Annotated in this window: 15 protein-coding genes; 1 reads left to right on the plus strand and 14 read right to left on the minus strand. The window is 54.5% G+C overall.

Going from position 1 to position 21013, the window contains the following annotated elements:
• Positions 1-51: 51 nt before the first annotated feature.
• From feoB to JMG82_RS04275, 7 genes are read right to left on the minus strand one after another with little or no spacing between them, the layout of a single operon-like run.
• Positions 52-2193 (minus strand): ferrous iron transport protein B, encoded by a 2142-nt coding sequence (feoB, locus tag JMG82_RS04245; RefSeq protein WP_201353685.1) that lies wholly within the window; start codon positions 2191-2193, stop codon positions 52-54.
• Positions 2190-2450 (minus strand): FeoA family protein, encoded by a 261-nt coding sequence (locus tag JMG82_RS04250; RefSeq protein WP_201353686.1) that lies wholly within the window; start codon positions 2448-2450, stop codon positions 2190-2192. Before JMG82_RS04250 ends, feoB begins: the two co-directional genes overlap by 4 nt.
• Positions 2447-3490 carry a glutathione synthetase gene (locus JMG82_RS04255; RefSeq protein WP_201353687.1) on the minus strand — a complete coding sequence of 348 codons (1044 nt, stop codon included), beginning with the start codon at positions 3488-3490 and terminating at the stop codon, positions 2447-2449. Before JMG82_RS04255 ends, JMG82_RS04250 begins: the two co-directional genes overlap by 4 nt.
• Positions 3487-5376, minus strand: coding sequence for a flavohemoglobin expression-modulating QEGLA motif protein (locus JMG82_RS04260; RefSeq protein ID WP_201353688.1), 1890 nt, complete (start codon positions 5374-5376; stop codon positions 3487-3489). Before JMG82_RS04260 ends, JMG82_RS04255 begins: the two co-directional genes overlap by 4 nt.
• Positions 5377-5393: 17 nt before the next feature.
• Entirely contained in the window at positions 5394-6239 is an 846-nt protein-coding gene (locus tag JMG82_RS04265) for an N-formylglutamate amidohydrolase (protein ID WP_201353689.1), read from the minus strand.
• A gap of 32 nt (positions 6240-6271) precedes the next feature.
• Entirely contained in the window at positions 6272-6598 is a 327-nt protein-coding gene (locus JMG82_RS04270) for a DUF4282 domain-containing protein (protein ID WP_201353690.1), read from the minus strand.
• A 10-nt stretch (positions 6599-6608) separates the two neighbouring features.
• On the minus strand, positions 6609-7022 hold the full coding sequence (locus tag JMG82_RS04275) for an arsenate reductase ArsC (RefSeq protein ID WP_201353691.1): 414 nt from the start codon (positions 7020-7022) through the stop codon (positions 6609-6611).
• A gap of 65 nt (positions 7023-7087) precedes the next feature.
• Here JMG82_RS04275 and JMG82_RS04280 point away from each other — a divergent pair, with 65 nt between their 5' ends.
• Complete coding sequence (locus tag JMG82_RS04280; protein ID WP_236579190.1) at positions 7088-7960, plus strand: VIT1/CCC1 transporter family protein; 873 nt, start codon at positions 7088-7090, stop codon at positions 7958-7960.
• A gap of 74 nt (positions 7961-8034) precedes the next feature.
• Here the strand turns inward: JMG82_RS04280 and JMG82_RS04285 are convergent, their stop codons facing one another.
• The 7 genes from JMG82_RS04285 to JMG82_RS04315 are packed head-to-tail and all read right to left on the minus strand — an operon-like array spanning position 8035 to position 20959.
• On the minus strand, positions 8035-9921 hold the full coding sequence (locus JMG82_RS04285) for a bifunctional diguanylate cyclase/phosphodiesterase (RefSeq protein WP_201353692.1): 1887 nt from the start codon (positions 9919-9921) through the stop codon (positions 8035-8037).
• A complete protein-coding gene (locus tag JMG82_RS04290) occupies positions 9918-10535 on the minus strand; it encodes a transglutaminase-like cysteine peptidase (RefSeq protein WP_201353693.1) in 618 nt (205 codons plus the stop codon). The genes JMG82_RS04285 and JMG82_RS04290 overlap by 4 nt, the downstream gene beginning before the upstream one ends.
• A 50-nt stretch (positions 10536-10585) precedes the next feature.
• Positions 10586-15367, minus strand: a complete 4782-nt coding sequence (locus JMG82_RS04295) for an Ig-like domain-containing protein (RefSeq protein WP_201353694.1) — start codon at positions 15365-15367, stop codon at positions 10586-10588.
• A 57-nt stretch (positions 15368-15424) separates the two neighbouring features.
• Entirely contained in the window at positions 15425-16039 is a 615-nt protein-coding gene (locus tag JMG82_RS04300) for a response regulator transcription factor (protein ID WP_201353695.1), read from the minus strand.
• Positions 16039-17373, minus strand: coding sequence for an HlyD family type I secretion periplasmic adaptor subunit (locus JMG82_RS04305; protein WP_201353696.1), 1335 nt, complete (start codon positions 17371-17373; stop codon positions 16039-16041). Before JMG82_RS04305 ends, JMG82_RS04300 begins: the two co-directional genes overlap by 1 nt.
• Positions 17360-19516: a type I secretion system permease/ATPase gene (locus tag JMG82_RS04310; protein ID WP_201353697.1), complete on the minus strand. Its 2157-nt coding sequence runs from the start codon at positions 19514-19516 to the stop codon at positions 17360-17362. Before JMG82_RS04310 ends, JMG82_RS04305 begins: the two co-directional genes overlap by 14 nt.
• 24 nt (positions 19517-19540) lie before the next feature.
• Positions 19541-20959: a TolC family outer membrane protein gene (locus JMG82_RS04315; RefSeq protein WP_201353698.1), complete on the minus strand. Its 1419-nt coding sequence runs from the start codon at positions 20957-20959 to the stop codon at positions 19541-19543.
• Positions 20960-21013: the final 54 nt, after the last annotated feature.

The following is a 21013-nucleotide window of genomic DNA, read 5'->3' on the forward strand; positions in this document are numbered from 1 at the left end:
CCTTTTGGCCGGAATGATAGTTAAATAAGACAATTTTTGTCTTGATTAAGATCAAGAGGTGAAAATCGTGCCTGCCTGATAGATGGCGACGCTGATACCATAGGCAAGAAACGGCAGAAACAACACTTCAAAAAGCAGCCATCGCCAGCCGAATTCGTGTTTGATCGCCGCCATCGTCGAGACACAGGGAATATAAAGAAGCACGAATACCATATAGCTGTAGGCATTCAGCGGCGACGGAAAGTGCGCTTTCAGTTTCGATTTCAGCGGTGTCGATTGCCCATCCGTGTGAAGGGTTTCTATCCGAATGTTGCCCAGATGGAGCGCAGCATCGATCAGCGCATTTTTCAGACGGCGAAGCTCTTCGAATGTATCTGAAACAAAATCGTATCTTTGAGGCCGGTCGGTTCGCGATGCCGTCTCGACCCCGTAAATGGTCCCGAGCGATCCTATCACCACCTCTTTGGCGAGGGTGCCGGGTATCAGTGCCGCCACCGGTTCCCAATGATCGCCGAAACCTGCGGGTTTGAAAATCGGCGTGACGCTTTTGGCCGCCTTTGCGAGGTAGGAGTTTTGGGGCTCGGTGCCCGAGGGAAGATTGACGATGGCCCACAGTGCGATCGAAGCTGCGACGATAAGCGTGCCGGCCCGAACGATGAAATCCGCGAGTTTCGGTTTCATCAGTGCCCAAACGGCGCGCATGGTGGGCATATGGTAGGTCGGAAGCTCCAGCAAAAAAGGTTTCTCCCCGCTCACGGGAAGCAGCTTGTCGGCGATAAAGGCGATCAGAAGCGCCAGCGCGACACCCAATCCATAGAGCGACATGATCACGAGCGCCTGATGCGAAGCGAAAAAGAGTGCGGTAAAAAGGGCGTAGATCGGCAGCCTTGCGCTGCAGCTCATCAGGGGAATCATCAGCATCGTGACGATTCTCTCCCGGCGGCTCGTGAGTGCCCGTGTCGAATAGACAGCCGGCACGTTGCATCCGAACCCCACGATCAAAGAGATGAACGCGTTTCCCTTGATGCCCAGTTTCGAGGCGAGTTTGTCGAGCAGAAAACTGACCCGCGCCATGTACCCGCTCTCTTCCAGAAGCGCCATGAAAAAATAGAGAAAAAAGAGCAGCGGCAGAAAGGAGAGCACCAGACCCACACCCCCGACAAGACCCTCTGTCACCAGCGACACGGCCCAGGGCGGCGCGAATCCCTCCATCCAGAAACGCAGATATTTTCCGACATATCCGTCGAAAAAACCGCCCATCCACTCCACCAGCGGCGCACTTCCGTCAAACGTGAATTTGAACATCAGATACATGGTGAGGAGAAAAACAGGGATGGCCGCATATCTGTTCAGCACGATATTGTCGATCCGTTCGCTCAGAACCACCTTGTCAACCATCGGCTTCGTCAAAACTTCGTCGAGTATGCGGTCGATCACCTCGTAGCGCGCCCGGGTGACAATCGTTTTTATCGGCAGCTTCATATGCCGCTCCAGCCGTCCCCTCGCCTCCTTCGCGAAATCGAGAATATCGCCGGCTCCCGCTCTTTTTGCCCGTTGAATCGCGAACTCATCCCCCTCGATCAATTTGATCGAAAAAAGACGCGGCGGATAGGGAACGTCGGGATATTGGGCCAATCTCTTCTGCAGAAAGGCGATCTCCTTTTCGATATGCTCCTGATAGGGCTGGATACGCGGCACCCTTTTCTCTTTCACAGCCTTCACCGCCGAAGCGATCACTCTTTTTGCGCCCACGCCTTTGGAAGCGATGGTCGCCACGGCATCGACTCCCAGTATCTTTTCGAGTTTTCCGATATCCAGAGCGTATCCCCGACGTGTGAAATCGTCGAACATGTTCAGGGCGAGCACCATCGGTTTTTGCATATCTACCAGCTCCAGCGTCAGATAGAGATTGCGTGAGAGATTGGTCGTGTCGATCACATCGATGATGCCGTCGATCTTTCCTAAAGCCAGCGTGTCCCTGGTAATCTTCTCTTCCATGCTGTAGGGGCTAAGCGTATAGGTGCCGGGGAGATCGACCAGGGATACCTCCTCTTTTTCGTAGAGGAAACGGGCCTCTTTCTTTTCGACCGTCACACCCGGCCAGTTGCCCACTTCAAGATCGCTGCCGGCGATGGCGTTGATGAGGGCTGTCTTGCCGGTGTTGGGATTGCCGACGAATGCCAACGAGATCATCTCATTTTTTCTCTTTTCGTACGGTGAGCGTGCGATATGGGCTCCACTTCGATCTTTTCGGCATCCTCTTCGCGGATGGCCAGATGGGTATCGGCCACCTTGATCTCCAGAGGATCGCCGAAGGGGGATCGGCGCACTAACTGAATCGGTTCGCCGCAAAACACTCCCAGTTCCATCAGACGTGCCCTGAGTTCGCCCAGTTGCCCCACTTTTTTGACGATCGCCTTCTGTTTTGTCTGCAGATCAGCCAGCGTCATAAAGTGTTCATTTCGATGTTGTCGAAATTGCGCCGGTAGTACCGCATATAGAGCACCTTCTTCTCGAGCGCCTCGATCACCGTCTCACAGAAATCGACATCTTTGAAAAGATGGGAATGGTGCAGTCCGCCGGGGCTGAAGACATTGATTTCGAGCAGTTTGTCTCCGACAATATCGAGTCCGACAAGAAACATGCCGTCCTGGACGAGTTTCGGCCGGACAATCTCTGCGATGCGAAGCATCCCGTCGGTCACTTCGACCGCTTCCGCATGGCCGCCGGCATGGATGTTGGAGCGGATGTCTCCTTGGCCCGGAACACGGCGGAAGGCGCAGTATTTTCCCTTCGACTGCAGGGGTTCGGCATTCATCAGAAAAAACCGGACATCGCCATGGACCGCTTCGGGTATGAAAGCTTCCGCGATCGCATAGCCGTCGCGGAAGATTGCGGCAGCCATCTGGTGAAGGTTCGCCGCATCCGTCGGCTGGACGAAAAAGACATTGTGTCCCGCCGACCCCATCAGCGGTTTGAGGATGATGCATCTTTCGTGTTTTTCATAAAAACGTTCGATTTCGGAGAATGTTCGTGTAATCACCTTTTCGACCCGCACTTCGGAAGGGAAATGCTGAAAATACATTTTGTTGATCGCCCGGCTGAGACCGTCGGGGTCGTTGAGTACGACAACACCGTGGCGCATGGCGGTCCGGCCGAAAACGATCGCGGCGTGCTGGGCCCACGAAGAGTGAATATCCTGGGCCGGGTCGTTTCTGAGCATCAGGATGTCGAGGTCGTCTACGGTGATTCTCTCCTCTCGCGCGTTCTGCGAGCAGATCGCCGCGTAATACTCCTTCTGGTCCGCGTACTTTCTACCGTCGGCGCTTCTGGCATAGGCGTGCACCAGTTCATCACGGTTATAGACGAAATCGCCGACACCCATCAGCCACACCTCGTGTCCCATCCTCGTGGCGGTCAGCGCCAGCTGGATTGTCGAGCTCGGCAGCGCTTCGTTCAGCAGTTCGTTGATGACAAACCCCAGTCTCATAGGTATCCTTTTTCAATCAGATCAAGAAGCGTCAGTTTTTTCTCCCGTATCTCTTTCAGCCGCCTTTTCGCTTCCGGCTCTTCGAGCCAGCGCGGCCAAAGAGGAGGTTTTTTCAAAATGTTTCGATACTGCAGCTCTTCGATCAGAGGAATGTGTTCTGCCGCGATCTTTCCGACAAAGAGCGGTTCAAGAGGCCCCTCTTTGTGCAGATAGTCGAAAATCCCGATGAGGCCCCGCAGATAGATCGCATCTTTGCTCAGGCCTCCCCCACGGTAAACCCGTGTCGTGACGGTAAAGGCGCTCTTTGCGCCGAAATCGTACTCTTCATACAGCGTTTTGAATGTCTCTTCGAAACTTTTTCCCTCGCAGAGCAGATGCACCGCGATCACACGGGCCGCCAGCACCCGCAGGCGCGCCTTGCTTATGCCGCCGCAAAGATATTCGGATAGCACGGCGATCCCCTCCTGCATCTCGTCGTAACCGCTGAGGCCCGTATGGAGCTGTTTGAAAGGCTGCGACAGACCATTGGTATAGGTGAGGATGTGGGTTCCGATCTCATGATGCAGCAGCGCTTCGATCCGGTGTTTGGGAAAGTGTGCCGACCGGGCGATCAGAAAATTTCCGCCGGAGACCATCGCACCGGCAACGATGTCGTCGCGTATCTCTACACGCGAGGCCATCTGCGGACAGAAGGCCCTGTAATAGTCGATCTCCTTTCTCGCGTAATCGGCGAATGTCTCCGCATCGACCGCATCCTCCTGTGCGTCGGCTTCGACATTTCTCTTGTCATGGGGAAGAAGTTCGAGCGTTCGCCGGGCCGTTTCGAGCAGTCCCTCCTCCACCTTCCCGTAGACGGGAATGCTTTCATAAAGAAAATTCTCCGTATCGCGGTCAAAGAGCAGTGTCAGTTTGCGGTCGAGTTCCGAAACTTTTTCGCCGAAGAGCTCAAAGAGGGTCGGATCTTCGATTCTGTCGATGGGAATGTCGAAAAGAGCCCGCTTCATGTGGCCGATACAAAAGGGTCTCGGCCGGTAGAGAAAACGGGGTGTCCCTCTGAAACCGTTCGCCTTGAACTCTCGCCATGCGGCTTCGGTATTGACCGGTGTTATCTGCAGAAGAAAATCGAACGCATCCTCGATACTCGCCAGCGCGCTGTCGACCCTCCATACCGCTTTGGTCACGAGGCGGCGTCCCATCATCGCGTAATGGGTGGGACAGATACGGGTCATGTCGGCGGCGAACCGGAAAAACGTTTTTTTGAAAGCGGTACCCAAATCTCTTCGAAGGGCGTACAATTCGAGTGGGAAAAGCTCGCTGCCCGTTTCGTCGTGATAGATGGGCAATACCCCGAGCCCGACGATATGGATTCGGTGCCGCTGCCGCTTCGCTTCCGCAAGCACCTGTGGCAGTCCGGGAGGTGCCACGGTGTCGTTCCGCACGATTTCCACCTCGGCTTTCAGCCGGTGCACCGACACTTTTTTCAACCCGGACTGGAGGGTCTCGATGCTTGAGAGAAGCACTTCCGGTTCTTTGGCAACAATACGGAACCTGGGGCGATGCCTGCTTTCGATATCCTCGAAAGATAGTTCATCAAACGGAAGCGACCAGAGTTCGAGTATCAAAAAAGTGCCGAAAACATCCGCCATCGTCGAGGCGACCGCTTCGATCAGCATCGAGACATCCTGACCTCCCAGCGCGGTGATGTAGGAGGCTTCGCTCTGCACCAGTCTGTCGGTTCCCACATCCTCTCTTCCAAACGGTTTTCTATAAAGGCACAGGAACGGAAGCTGCCGGTCGATATGGATCCGCCCGCCGCCGGGTATTTTTTCGCGAACCGCCCGGTTGGCTTTGAGGCTTTCGGTCACCTTCCCAACAAAATCTTCCATGATCATCCGATCGGCTTTCAAAGCCTGGCTCCCATCTGCAGCAATGAGTTTTCGATACCCGGCATGGCGGATTTGATCATCGTATGAAGCCTTTCTGTCAGCATAAGCTCGACGGTCCCTTTCCACTCGTCCATGAAAATTTTTTTGAATTCCACGGAAAGGACGCAGGCGGAGTCTTTGAAGTTTCTGTGGATCCATTCCGCCATGTATCCGCCCTGGAACTTGACATTTTCCCGCACATCCAGTCTCTGTCCGAAATAGTCGAATTTCCGAAGATCGTCAATAAATCGGTCAATCAGCCGCTGCCACGGTCGGCGATCGAGCAGCGTCGCGGTTCCTACGTTGATGTCGGGGTTGGCTTTCGGATCTTCCGGCGGCGCATCGGGCCCGCCGCGTTTGTGATTGTAACTGTGAAGATCGAGCACGACAAAAAAACCGTACCGCGATTCGATCTCCTGAAGATAGCCGCGAAGCTCGTCGTAAAAGGCGTCGTAAAGGCTAAGAGCGTGATCGACCATCCCGGCTGTCGGCGGACTTTTCCACAGATCGAGCCCCCAGGCATCTTCGGGCGTGCGGTAGATCGCTTTCTCTCTTGGACGGTTGAAATCGACGACGAACCGGGAGACGGAGACCGTGATGCGGTTGTCGGCGACCGAAGTCATACGGTAGGTGCAGGGATCCTCCTCCCGAAGCCGAAGCGCTTCATCAAGGGTAAGCCGTTCCGCCACTTCGTGGGTGAGGTCGTGGCCGTCGTGGATCGAAGCCGCAACGATCGGCCCTTCGCCCGGACACATCATCCACTGGCGCCTCTGCATCGCGTAATGGCGCGCCAGCGTTTCGGGTTCATACTCCGGATAATGCAATGTTTCCTCCTTTGCGAACCTTCTTCATGTTATCACTTTTTCATCTGTTCGACCAGCCGATGCAGATCATCGTGCATTTGAAAGTAGCCGATCATCGTTTCAAACATTATTCGCCACATCAGTTCGGTCATGAGAAAGAGCCCGAGTACCAGGAGAATCACCACCGTTTTTCGGATCGGCTTCGATGCGGCGAAAAGCCGCTTCGCCATCTCATCCGATTTTCGACAGAATGGAACTCTTTCAACCAGATATTGGCGAAAAAGCCACAGCGCCGCCGGCACCACGACGGCTCCAAGATAGTAGAAAAAGATCAATACATCCGGCGTGACAAAGGTTTTGAAGGTAAGAAAATCCTTCACCACAGCATCCTCATTCCTCGCAGAGTTCTTCGCGAATCCTCGGAATCAGCAGATTTTTCATCTGGTGCAGTTCCCGTTCGTAGGCTTCGAAGGGTTTGCCGCTGGGATCGTCGAAGCCGATATGGATCTCCTTTTTCGCTCCCGGAAACGTGGGGCAGACCTCTTTTACATTGTCACAGACCGTGACGACCAGGTCGTAATCGGTCTCCTTCAGATCGTCGACACTTTTGGACCACAGATGCTCCGTTTCGATGCCGTCCTCGGCCAGCACCTGCAACGTTTCGTGATCGATGCTTCCTTTCGGCGCCAGACCGGCACTCTCGGCGTGCACATCACACGGACGGCCCAGATACCGGTTGACAAGCGCCTGCGCCATGATCGAACGGGCTGCGTTGCCGTTGTCGATGATCAATACTTTTTTCATGCTATCATTCTCCGAGACTGGTTTTGATGTATCATAACAATTAAATGATTTAAAAAGGTTTTACCGTGCGTCCGAGACCGCAGATGAACAAAGCCCTCAGGCAGCAGCAGAACGAAATCGATGACTACCTCATCTATACGGCACTCTCCCGTATCGAAAAGGATCAAAAAAACAAAAAGATCCTGAAAGATATCGCCGCCGAAGAGAAGCGCCATTACGAATTCTGGAAAAAAATCACCCGCAAAGAGCGTAAAGCCCGTCGCTGGATCGTCGTACTCTACGCCCTGATGGCCAGATATCTGGGAACCTCCTTCGCTCTGAAACTGCTGGAGCGGCGCGAAGAGGGTGCCGAAGAGTTCTACCGAGAACTTTTCGATATCTATCCCGAAGCGAAAACCATCTACGAGCAGGAGTCCCATCACGAAAAGCTGCTCATCGATATGCTCAGCGACAGGAAACTTCTTTATGCCGGTGCCATCGTACTGGGTATGAACGATGCGCTGGTGGAGCTGACGGGCACGCTCAGCGGCATCGCCCTGGCGTTCGACAAAAGTGCCCTTGTTGGTATCACCGGGCTCATCATGGGCATCGCCGCTTCGCTCTCGATGGCGGGGTCGGCCTATCTGGAGTCGAAGGAGAGTCCCGCGGAGGGTATCGATCCAGCGGTCTACGCTCTTTACACCGGTATCGCCTACATTTTTACCACGATTCTTCTGGTGGGCCCCTTTTTCCTTTTCGAAACCACTCTGCCGGCACTGCTTTTGATGTTTGCTGCAGCCGTCGCCGCCATCGTGCTCTACAACTTCTACATCTCTGTCGCCCGCGACCAGCCGTTCTGGAAACGGCTCAAAGAGATGTCTCTCATCACTTTCGGTGTCGCGCTTGTCTCGTTCGGCATCGGCTACACGGTGCGGACCTGGTTTGGAATCGACATTTGACCCATATCCTTAATGACCGACATTTGGCCATTTTGAAATCATGACCGACGGTACGCGTCGCGCACCGCGTACCGTCAGATAATAAAGTAATCGGCACCGAGTTCACTCAGTTTTTCGAGATCTTCGGAAGATTCCGCCCCGCTGATCAGCAGTTTCGTACCGATGCTTCCAAGCAGGAGCGTCAGGGAATCTCTGAGTGTATCGCTCATGTCGAGGAACTGGCCGATATGGAGTTTGACATAGATCGGCCGTACTTTGTGAAGCAGCTCAAGCATCTGGGTATCCGCGTTGAATCGGGCGATCGCGATGGGAATGGCTTGACGATGCAACTCTTCGACGATCGCTTCGATCGCCGAGAAGTTTTTTCTGATCAGGTCGTTCTGACCGATTTCGACAACGAAACCGCGATGCATCGCTTTGAGTCGCTTGATGTATTCGAGCATCTTTTCGAATTCGTGGGTCGTATCCAGGTAACGGATGGGAAGCTCCATCGAAATGCGGCTGCACGAAAACGTCGGCTGTGAGATGAGATATTCGAATGCATATTCGGCGTAGCGGGAAAAGAGATCAAGCTGCGTGAGCATGGGCGCGTAGATGCGGTAGGGTATCCTTTCTCCGCTGCCGGTGGTCAGGTCGAAAATCAGCTCGGCCGAAATGTCTACGCCGTTTTCCGAGAAAATGTTGGTCAGTACCGGTTCGAGGGTTCCCTTCTCCATCGCCTCCACGATAAGCTTTCGCCACTGCGATTTTCTCGTGGGCAGGCCGTCTTCGTAGGTCAGTTTTTTGAGGGCGTCGCGGTTTTGGCTCATCGCATCGTTGAGAGCGAGGTCGATGGAAGCGAAGAGTTTTTCCAGCGGTTTCTGCGGCGCGTAGGGTACGAGGGCGGCCGCGACATAGAGTGTTTCCCGGACAGCGTCGGCTTTGTCGATCTCTTCTCTGGCACTCTTTAGCAGCCGGTTGATCATCTCTTCGGCCTCTTCCATCGGCAGCGAAGGCACCAGAAGCGCGATCTCCATGCCGGAAATGCGGCATGCCACCATATCTTCGTCCGTTCCGAAGACTCCGTGCACCTTTTGGGCCACCGATTTGAAAAGGAGATTGACCCGGTCGTAACCGATCACCTTGTTGGCTTCCATCGTGCCGCAGAGGCGAAGTGCCACGGCCATCCCCGCGGAGCGATTGTCTTTTGATCCGGTGTACTCTTCGTAGCGCACCACAAAGTATCGACGGTTGCAAAGGCCTGTAAGAGCGTCGCCATACTCCAGTTCGCGATTTCTGCTCGTGAGGGCTATCAGTTTCTGGTGCATCTCTTCCATCCGCTTCACCAAAGCGTTCATCGCGAGGGACATCCGTTTGAGCTCCTCCGTGCGGGGAAGATCCTCATTGAGGATAAAACGGTTTTGCAGCACACCTTCGGCCTGCTGCTTCATTTTCTGTATGGGTCTGAGGATCATTTTGAGCAACGCCATGATGATGAACCAGCCCAGCAGCGCGGAGAGAAGAAAAACGAGAACGATCTTTTTAAAAAGCGAGTAGAGATAGGCGAGCGACTCGGTCGGATCCGATACGACCTCCAGTATTCCAAGCGGTTTCCAGCCCTCAGATACCTGTGCACGGGCTCTTTCGATTTTCAAATGCACCATCGATGCGAACCATGCCGGAACGGCCACAAGCGGCTCCCTGGACTTCTTGAAAAGTGTGGCGCCGCCAAGATCTTTCAACAGGATGGTTCGGTAGTAGCCCGTATCGAATACCGCATCGGCCATGACGGACATCTTCGTCACATCCCCTTCCGCCTGGGACATCGTCACGGCAAGAGTGGAGGCGGTATTCTGCGCTTTCGTATAGAGTTCATTCTCTATATAATCCCTCGAATCGCTGAAGCTGATCGCCAGAACGATCGCCAGCATCGTGAGAAAGAAGAGTGTAAAAACTGCCGTTATCTGTCTGAAGAGTGTCATGGTTCGTTCCTTTTCATTCGCTGCATCAGGTCTTCCCATTTGCGCTTCACTTTCCTGTTTTTCTCCTTGAGGCCGTTGCGGGAGTGATTGCTGTAGCGTTCCAGCAGCTCTCCGTTGAAAGTGTATACGGGAATGATATCTTTTCTTTTGGATGCGGGGAAGATTCTGTAGTTGATACTGTCAAGAATCAGAGGTTCGGCCTCCGGTGTTTCGTAGTAGGCGAGCACCATGTGGGGTATCTTCCTGTTACGCACGCGGACATAGACGAAATAGAGTTTTTTTGGATCGATTCCCAAATCTTTCAGGGTGAAGTATTTGGCGATCACATAGTCTTCGCAGTCGCCGCGATCCTTGAGCAGAAATTCGGAAGGGGTCGCCCAGTAGTCCTTTTTTCCCCAGACCCGCAGGTCGCTTCCGTAGCGCACGCCGTTCCAGAAGTCATTGGTCTCCTCCAGTTTACGGCGGGTATCGGCATGCCTGAGAGACTCGACCAGTTCGTCGAGATATTTGAAACGTGCCGCGACGAAGGGGCCGTATCTGGCCCGCAGCCGCTGCAGTCTCTTCTGGGCGATGTAGGCATCAAGAGAAACGGATGCCGTCAGAAAAAGGAGCATGGCAAAAACCGTGCTCCTTCGTACCGTGGGTGCCAGCTTTTTCAACCCACTCAGCCGTGCTGAACATCCTGATCGATTTTGAGCGTGACCGTCGGATCACCGCTGCTGCTGGTGTAGGTGTAGACGTCATACCCGCCTTCCGTCGACTGGGTCACGCTGTAACCCGACGGAGCGTCGGGAACATCCACTTTGTCGCCGCTTTCGCCATCGATAACGAGCGTATTGTCTTCATCGGTCATTTCGATGACATCTTCGAGCGTGAGCTTGACAAGATTCTCCTCTTTGCCGTCTTGCATATCGATCGTTTCGATGTTTTTGATCTGCCCGTCGGCCAAGAGGGTGAAGTCGATATTCTCCTGGGTAAACAGCGTATCGTTTCCGCTCCCGCCATCGACCGTATCGATGTTTTCGAACAGCAACGCATCGTTTCCGCCCTCTCCTTTGAGAGTATCCGCCTGATTGGAAGTGCCGAGAAGAATTTCATCGGCGTCGGTGCCCGTCACCGTCTGCGAATCCGTCAGGGCCACTTCGACCGATGCGTCATCGCTGTATTTGCCGTCACTGATTTCGTAATCGAAAGAGCCGTGTCTCTCCCCTGGAACCGGGTCGATCGAAATCCACAGCTCATAGTTGCCGTCGTCATCCTGGATACCATGAGCGGAATTGTCCCACGCCGTCGCTTCGATGTAGTAGTACCCGTCTTCACTGACCTCGTATTCCAGGTAGGAATCGAGCGAGTTGCCGTGATAGCCGCTCTTGACCGATCCTTCGCCTCCCGCGTTAGGAGCCGCATCATCGTTGCTTGCCAGCAGGTTGCCGCTTCCATCGTATAGATAGACAGCCATATCGACATCCTGGGGATCTTTTCCGACATCCCTGTCTCCGTCATCCCCTTTGTCGACATCGAGAATGATCTTTTCTCCGGCATGGAGATAGACTTTCAGATAATCTTTGTCGGAGACTCCGGACGTCGAACCGTCGTCATCGATCGTTCCGGTCCATTTGAACGAAGGAAGCGCCGCATCGGCGACATACGGGGCCTGTGAACCATCGACACGTCCGAAACGGTCACGTGTGATTTCGTAGGCATGCTCCAGATCGTTGTTCAGGGGGTTGGCTTCGGAATCGCCTGCATAGCGGTCCGCTTCGTTCATCGTCTCCGCCGTGCGGCCGACGTGTAAGTGGTCGGTAAATTCGATTGGATCGACGCCGTGTACGTCTCCCCCGACGGGATTGGAAACCGAGGTGACGGCCAGATCGTCCAGATCGGCGTCGCTGTCGTTGTTCAACAGCATGCGTGCCGGAATGGGAATGGCTTCCCCCGCTTCGATATTGGTCAACACGATATCGTCGTTGGCCACAGGCGGATGGTCGTTGCTGTGGGCTTGAACGACCAGTTCATCCTGCGTCGTGTCTTCGGAGCGGTTGCCCGCGCGGTCGATGGTCGTGACTGTCACATCGTATACGCCGGCAGCCAGAGGGGCATTAAGCGCGAGCGACCAGTTGCCGTTTCCGTCCGTCGTCAATTCCGGATCGTTGCCGAGCACATAGGTTTTTCCGTCAAGAGTCACCTCCAGGCCCGTACTTTCCGCTTCATCCCAGGTTCCCTGCAGAAGGGGAGTGTCGTCCTTCGTCGTTTGCGAAATCACGGTCGGTGTACCCGGAGCCGTCGTATCGAGCGTCACACTCAACGGATCGCTCGAAGCGCTGTTGCCGTAGGGATCGACAGCCGTCGCGGTGAAATCGAATTTCGGGTTTTCGATGCTCATCCAGAGCTCGTAGGTTCCGCTGTCGTATTTGCTGCCATTGTTGAAGGCGGAGACCTGGATATAGTACTCCCCATCCTTGGGTACGGTAAATTCGTAATAGGGATCGAGCGTTCGGGCATCGGGTCCGGTCCGGTCGTATATTTTCGAACCTTCCCCGCCATCCAAAGGCGTCAGATCGTCGTCTTGCATCGCGTCGGTGATCTCGCCCGCGGGATAGTTGTAGATATGCTTATCGACGCCCCTTACCAGCTCTCCGTTGGCATCGAAGACCCGGATCTCCGTATCGACGGAACCGTCGTTGTTCCAGATATTGCCGTCAACGCCGTAGTCGACGTCCAGGATAAGTTTCTCTCCCGCCTTCAGGGAGACTTTCACCCAATCCTGATCCACGTGACCATCGGCAGGGAAAGAGCTTCCTTCGGGATCGACATTCCTGATTTCGCCGACGAAGCGTGCCGAAAGGGTGTTGGGGTCTTTGACGTTTTCGGGCACTTCCCGTCCGTTGATGTCGTCCGACCCGCCGAAATTCCGGGAGAAAGCGCCAAAGTCGGAACGCTCGAACACGACAGCGGTATCGAGGGTGTTGTTGAGCTCGTTGCCGTTGGAGTCTTGCGCATCTTCCGTTTTCGTCGTGACCGGACGATCGATCAAAGAGGGAACCTCGAACTCCCATTTTCCGTCCGCATCCGCCGTCACCGTTCCTATTGCCGTGCCATCTTGATAGATGGTTACTTCCGCACCGGGGTCCGTCTGACCCGTCAGAAGCGGCGAGTCGTCGTTGGTCAGGTTGTCGGAATCGGATTCTCCGGTGTCACTCGAAGAGGCCAGGCCGATCGTCACGGAGCAGACGGTATCTTTCACTATCTCGCCTGTGGCGGTTCCGGTGTTGCCATAGGCATCCTCACCGCTTACGGCCACCTGCAGCGTGCCGTCGTCAAGAGTGGAAAGATCCACATCGACACGGTAGTTTCCATCCTGCTCGACAACGACATCCGCCGGATCGATCTCGAGTCTGTGACCCGCTTCGTCCGTGATGACCATCGTTTTGATCACGGCGCCCGGTTCCAGATGTCCCGTAACCGCGGCCTGATGCTGTTCGGCCCGATTGATCACATTGTCGCTGTCATTCGGGTTGTTGTCGCTTAGAGCGACGCTTATATCCAGCGCCGTATCGATACGGTAACTCTCGCTGTCTGTCGCCGTCGCCACATTGCCCGCTTCGTCGGTCACGCTCACCGACGCTTCGATCGTGCGGTCCGGATCTGCCGCAAGATCGCTTCCGGGCACCATCGCCGTAAATCTTCCCTCATGCACCTCCGCCGTGAAGGTTTTCCCGTTGACGTTCAGCGTGACGGTATCGCCCTCTTTCACATCACCGCCCACGGTACCGGTTATGGCGATATCTCTGCCGCTCTCTTCCGCGTTGATCACATCGTCGGGCGTAATGGTTCCATCCAGCGCAATCGTCGCGCCCGGTGCCGTCGTATCGACGATGGCGCTGTCGCTTCCCGCGGGCGAGGGGTTTCCTGCCGCATCGACGATGACCGCTTCGACCTGTATCGTGCCGCCCTCCCCGGGAGCGTCGAAAGCGACCGAAACGCGGCCGCTTTCGATCATCTCCTCACTCAGAGTCACACTCTGCACATCCGTTCCGTCTGTGACACGAAGACGATCACCGGCTTCCGCATCCGCGGGAAGATCGATCCGCACATCCACTTTTCCATCCAGCTCGGCACCGCTGATGAAGCCGTCGTTATTAGCATCCTCCGCGATTTTCACGACAGGCGCTTTGGGAGCGTTCAGATCCACACTGTAGCGGTCCGAATCGATGGCGGTGGTTCTGTTGCCCGCTGCATCCAAAACGGTGATGCTCGCTTCGATCGTATGGTCGGGATCGGCGACGAGCTCTTTTCCCGGAACCTCGATGACGAATCTGCCGGATGCATCGACCTGGCCGGTGTATTGCTGACCATTGACAGATAGATGGACAGTCTCTCCGACATTGAAATCGCCATCGACATGTCCGGAAATTCCGATGTTCCCATCGGCTTCGGCCGCATTGATCACATCATCGGAGGTGATCGTCTCGTCCAGTGTCAACTCAACGTGTGGCGGCCTCGTATCTTTCAGCAACGTGGAAGTGGATGTGGCGCTGTTTCCCGCTTCGTCGGTGCTTGTAAGGCTCACGACGATGGGTCCGTCCGCGAGGGACGAGACATCGATGCCATCCACTGAAAAGTGCCCGGTCGAAGGGGTGTAACGGATCGCCGACGAAGGGACATGAAGGGTATTCTCTCCATCGGAGAAGGTCAGCGAATCGATCCTGCTTCCGGGTTCGACGGTGCCGGAAACGGCGATGTGTGTCGCTTCATCGGCGTTGATGATATTGTCCCCGTTTCCGTCGGCCACCGTGAAACTGTTGCTCGTTTCCGTATCGTTCGGCGGCTGGATGGGCATGGGAGGCACGGTCGGAGAGGGAGAGGGGGCCACGGGCGAAACCGATGCTTCGGGTGTGAAAAGACCCGTCCCGTTCTCGCTTCTTTGGGCCTGGGCAGGGTTGTATGTCTGGTCGAGCGAGTAGTTGTGGGAAGCGACATTGCGCAGTGATGCTTCCACGTTCGCTTCCGCACCGCTCTGTGCGGCGAAAGTGTCACCGCTCTCATGCGATTGCGGCAGAACCTCTTTCTCACCGACTGCCGTCTCTTCCACATCGATGTCGCCGTACTCTTTTAGTAGCATGTCGATCGGATCGTTTTCGCCCCGTTCCTCTGCGGCGAGGGCTGTCACCATATCCGCTTCGCTCAATGCCGATTCAGCAAGACGCGTTTCGTTCTGCGCCACGGTTTCGTCGAACATGATTTCGGCCTTCCCGCTGGCGACAAGGTCGTTTTCGGCCCTGAGAAGATCGATAACCACCCGGTTGGCGGCATTGTGGGAAGGGTCGTACACCAGATCGTTGCTGAAGATCGGGTCACCCTCTTTCAGCTCCCTCACCGATCCGTCCGGACCCTTGGCGTAAAATTTTCCTTCCGTCGATTTTACATACCCGATGATGTGTGCCATACTGTTCCCTTCCACTGTCGTTTTTTTCAGATTTTATTGCATTTTCTCTCTTTTCGTCTATTGGACGAAAGTACTAGAACCCGTCTCTTTGACTTTCAATGCCAGCTCCAGGCGGTTGGAAACGCGAAGTTTCCCGTAGATGTTGCCAAGATGGGCCTTGACCGTCCGTTCGGCGATACCAAGCCGTTCGGCGATCTCCCTGTTGTTTTTGCCCTGCGCAACCTCTTCGACGATCTCTTTTTCACGGGGTGTCAATATATCCGGCATATCCTCCGCACGGAGGTTTTGCGTTTTAGAATGCATGATCTTTTCGACCAAGGCGCTGAGGAATTCGGGATAGACCCAGAGGTTCCCGCTCCTAACCGTCTCGACGCACGATTGCAGATGGATCGGCTGCATGTAGGCGTTGCCATACCCCTTCACACCGGCCGCGAAAAGTCTCTCCGCGGTCCGGCGCTTTGGAACGCCTTCGAGCACGATCAGTTCCACCCGCCCGTCCGATCGCTTTTTCAGGTAATCGAGCACCTCTTTCCAGGCGGTGGTGAAATCCGCGATGAGGATCTTCCGCGACTCGGAAGACTCGATTCTCTCCACAATCAAGGGATCGTACTCTTTCAGAGCTTCCCGCCAGCGGTCGGCCAGAACGATATCCCCACTCAGAATTTCGATCATCAATGCTCCGTGAAAATATAGTCTTTGCTGTTGAGTATCGGCTTGAGCAGATAATCGAGAATCGTCCGCTTGCCTGTGATAATATCGGCATTTACAACCATTCCTGGAATGATTTTCAGCTCTTTTCCGTTGGAAAAGAGAAAATTCTTGTCGGTTTTGATGCGGACGATGTAGAAAGTCCTCTCTTTTTTGTCGGTGACCGTGTCGGGACTGATTCCCACGACCTTGCCGCTCAGCCCCCCGTAGATAGCGAAGTCGTAAGCGGTGAATTTCACGAGTGCTTTCTGCCCCGGATAGATGAAGGCGATATCTTTGGGGCTCACCTTCACTTCCGCGATCAGGTTTTTGTCCAACGGCACGATCTCGACCAGGTCCATTCCGGGCTTGACGACCCCACCGATCGTATTGACGTAGAGTTTTTTGACCAGTCCGTCCACCGGTGAGCGGACAAGCGTACGGTTCACGGAATCGCGGAACGCCTTGATCTTTTCGGTGAGCCGCTCCATCTCTCCCAGGGCCTCGTTCATCTCCTTTTCCGATTTGCTCCGAAAATCCAGCTTCGCCTCTTTGATGCGGCTGTTGATTTCCAAGATCGCGGACTCTATGCGGGGTATCGAATTTTTGACACTGTCGATTTCCGTCAAGATGGCATTGGCTTCCCGCTGGAGTTTCAGAAAGTCGACACGCGATTTGACCCCCTCTTTGACCATCGGTTCGCTCATTTTGACCTCTTCTTCGATCAGTTCGTAGCTGTGCCGGAGGTTTTTGAGCTTCGCCCTGGCCTCTTTGAGCTGCTCCCTTTTCTGGCGGATCTGCCTTTTGAATGTCTCGACCTGCGCCGCAAGGCGGCCCATGTTGGCCTCGTAAAGGCTTTTTTCCCGCGCCACCAGGTCCGGATGCGCCTTGCGCATGACAGGATCGAACGTCAAAGGCCTGTTCTTCGCCTGCGCACGGAGCCGGCTGGCCCTCGCGGCCAGTTCGTTGTATTTGCTCAGATAGCCGGCCAGTTCCGTTTTCGATTTGACGTTTTTGATTTTCAGCAGCACCTCGCCTTTTTTGACGGCATCCCCCTCCTTGACGAGAATCTCCTCGACGATACCCCCTTCGAGGTTTTGAAGTGTCTTGTTTTCGCCGGATGGGACGATCTTTCCCTGGGAACGGACGATCTCATCCACTTTGGCGATGGAGGCCCAAAGCAAGAAAGCCGCGACGGTCACCAGCCAGAAATAGAGAATGATACGGCTGCGTCTGGGGGTCGAGTGCAGCACCGCCTGACTCAGGCTTTCAAGATAGGCGAGCTCCCGTTCGCTGAGCTGCTCTTTACGCTTTGCCATGGTTTTCGCCTCGCAGTGTTTTGAGGACCACATCGCGCGGTCCGTCCAGATAGATTTTTCCTTCATGCATCACGATGACGCGATCGACCGCCTCCAGCAGGGAGAGTTTCTGGGTCGACAGAAGGAGCGTTTTGCCGCGAAAACGGGATTTGAAAAGCGCGATGATACGCGCCTCACTGACCTGGTCCATCGCGTTTGTCGGCTCGTCCATCATAACGATCGAGGCATCCCGCATCAGAGCCCTGGCGATGGCGACGCTCTGTTTCTGGCCTCCCGAGAGACCGACACCCTGTTCGCCGATCATCATTTCGTATCCTTTGGGATGCTTCTGCACAAATTCGTGAACACCCGACGCTTTCGCCGCCTCGATCATCCGTTCGTCATCGATATAGGGGTTGCCGTATTTGAGGTTCTCCTTCATCGTGCCACGAAAGAGTTTGACATGCTGGTCGACATAGGCGACATTGGCGCGCAGATCGGCCGGATCGATCTGTTTGATATCGATGTCGTCGATCAAAACGGCCCCCTCATCCGGTTCATAAAGATGCATCGCCAGTTTCAAAATCGTGCTCTTTCCCGAACCGATGCGACCGATCAGCCCCACTCTCTCTCCCGGTGCGATCGTGAAGGAGACGTTCTGGATGGCCGGCCGCTCCTCGTCCGGATAGCTGAAGGTGACATCTTTGAACTCTATCTTGCCTTCGAAATGCGGTTTCTGGACGAACTCCTTCGCTTCGGGACGCTCCACCGGCTGATTGACGATCTCCTCCATCATCCTGTAGACGGTTTTGACATCCTCGTAATTGGCGATGAGCGAAGCGGCCTGTCCCATCGGGGCCACCGTTCTTGATACGAGTATGACGATTGCGATCAGGTCTCCCATCGTCATCGTTCCCTCTTTGATCAGATAGACCCCCACCACGACGACCAGTACCGTATTGAACTGAACGAGAAACGATGTGATCGCAGGCAGGGAAGCCGACATCAGACGGGCCGAGAGGCTCTTTTCGGCCACCTCACCTGTCGCTTCCTCCCACTCCCACTGCACACGGCCCGCCGCACCGAGGGTTTTGATGGTTTCGAGATTGTGAAGCGCCTCGACCAAAATTCCGTTTTTGTGGGCGGCCGCCTGATGGGTCTGCTCGATCCGGCGATAGAGCGGTTTTCGGATCAGCAACGCATAGCCGATAATCAGAAGAATCGTGACGATCGGCACCCAGACGATGGGGCCTCCCAGATACCAGATGACGACCAGGAAAAGGATTGCGAAAGGGATATCGATGAGTGTCGTCAGAGTCGCCGATGTCAAAAAAGAGCGGATCGCGTCGAAGTCTTTCAGATTGCTGGCGAAGGAGCCGACCGACTTGGGCATCGCTTTCATCTGCATGTCGAGTACTTTTTCGAAGATCACCGACGACATGATGATGTCGGACTTTTTGGCGGCGATTTCAAGAAAATAGGTGCGGGTGAGCTTCAAAAAAAGATCGATCAGATAGATGACCACGACACCGCCTGCGAAGTACCAGAGCGTTTCGACCGCCTGGTTGGGGATGACCCGGTTGTAGACGGTCCGGGTAAAAAGCGGGGTCGCCAGAACGAAAATGTTGACAAGGATCGATGCCATGATGACATCTTTGTAGATGCTGTAGGAGTGCCTGATGCTATCCCAGAACCAGTGTTTGACATCAAGATTGAGCCGCTTCTGCTCCCGCTCCCCGTAGTCGTAGATTCTCTTCAGCAAAAATCCGTAGCCCGTATACTCCTTTTCGAGTGTCTCAACATCCACCCACTCATGGCTCTCTCCCGCATCGGGAAGAACGATCTTCGCCTCTTTTCCGTCCGGAGAGAAACTCTCCAGAATGCAGCTCTCCCTGTTCTTGAGCAGCAGGATCATCGGCAAAAAGAGCGGAGAAATCTCATCGAGATCTTTTTTGACGAATGTCGATTTGAGACCGGCACGCTGTGCCGCACGGGACATCAGTCCCCGCGCTTTGTTCACGCTGAACAGAACCGGCCTGCCCTCCTCGTTTTCAAGAGGCAGGCCATGGGTCAACGATTCGGCCGAGTAGGGTTTATGATAGAGTTTCGTAAAGAGGACAAGGGAGTTGAGCAGTGAGTCGTATGCAGTATTTTCCGGTTTCATAACCCTCGTCCGTCATCTTTGGTCTCATTTCTCTTTTTTGGTGACACTCTTCTGCAGCGTTTCGAGAAATGTGTTGTTTTCATTCAAGATATCGACCGGCAGCGAATCCTGTTTACTCTCATCATCCGGACCGAGTCCCACACGGGCTGTGTAGATACCGCTTCGGCCCACGACAGCGGGTACCATCGTTCCCATCGCATCGAGGATGCGGTATTTCGAGAAGAGATAGCCGTATTTGGTCATGACGATCTGCGATTTCGCATTGATCAGGTCGTTTTGGGCAGAGAGAAGATCGAGCAGCGAACGGCGTCCCATTTCGTACTCTTTGGAGTAGAGCCGCAGCGTGTTGACGGCATGAAGTTTGTACTCCTGCAGGTGTTCAAGCTTGTTTTTGAGATGTTCGTAGGCCGCCCAGGAGAGGTCGAAACTCTCTTCGGTTTTGCGCATCAGATCGTGTTTGAGCATCACCTCCTGCTGCACTTTGCTCACACCCTTCTGTATCGCCGCTTTATCGGCGAAGCCGTTGAAAAGGTTGTAGGACAGTGTCGCCGTGACACGGTAGCGGTCGTCGTGGCCGTCCCGTTCTCCCCCCATGTTGTAGTTCCATGAACTGCGGGCGCGGATATCGACACTGGGATAGTAGCGGCCCCTTTTCTCCTCGTAATCTTCCTGGGCCACTTTGATATTGTAGCGTTGCACGAGAATCGAAGGATTGTGGTTCAACGCATAGTTCCTGCCCTCTTCGTAACTGCCGGGCAGCGAAAGTGCGAGATCGGGAATCTCGAAAGCTTCGGGATCGACTTTCTCTCCGTAGAAATACTTGAACTGAAAGAGGGCATCGCTGAGATTGTTCCGCTGGACCACCTCGTTCGAACGTGCCAGCGCCAGTGAGGCGGCCGCCTTCTCCATCTCCGATTTGGTCGTCAATCCGCCCTGGTAGAGCTTGTTGACCTTGTTGAAGATCTCTTCGTTGATGCGTATATTCTCTTCGGCGATTTTTAGCAGTTCCCTGTTTTTCACCACTTCCAGGTAGTAGTTCACCAAGCGGTACCCGGTGTCGTCGACCACCTCGATGTAATTGTAGGCTGCGGCGAGAACACGCGCTTGCTGGGTGTTTATCTGATGGGTCGTACTCCAGCCGTTGAAAATATTTTGCGTCAACAGAAGGGAATTTTCGTAAATCCTGTAATCGTTCCAGTCATGATCGGTGTAGAGGTTTTTTCCCCACTCGCGTCCGACACCGCCGTAATAGTCGAGTTTCGGCAGCCATCCGCTCTTTGCGATCGTGACATCTTCACGCGTCGCATTGTAGTTTTTAAGCCGCTCCTGGATCAGGGGATTTGTCTGCAGTATATGCAGCATCGCTTCCTGCAGATTGAGCGCAAAAAGCGGATGGACCGACAGCAGAGCCATCAACACCCCGATTTTCGATAATATTCTCATGAAAATTCACTCCTTCGTTCGCGCATTTTCGCCTTTTTTTGAAAAAAATTATAG

Source organism: Hydrogenimonas urashimensis, assembly GCF_016593255.1.
GTDB lineage: Bacteria > Campylobacterota > Campylobacteria > Campylobacterales > Hydrogenimonadaceae > Hydrogenimonas > Hydrogenimonas urashimensis.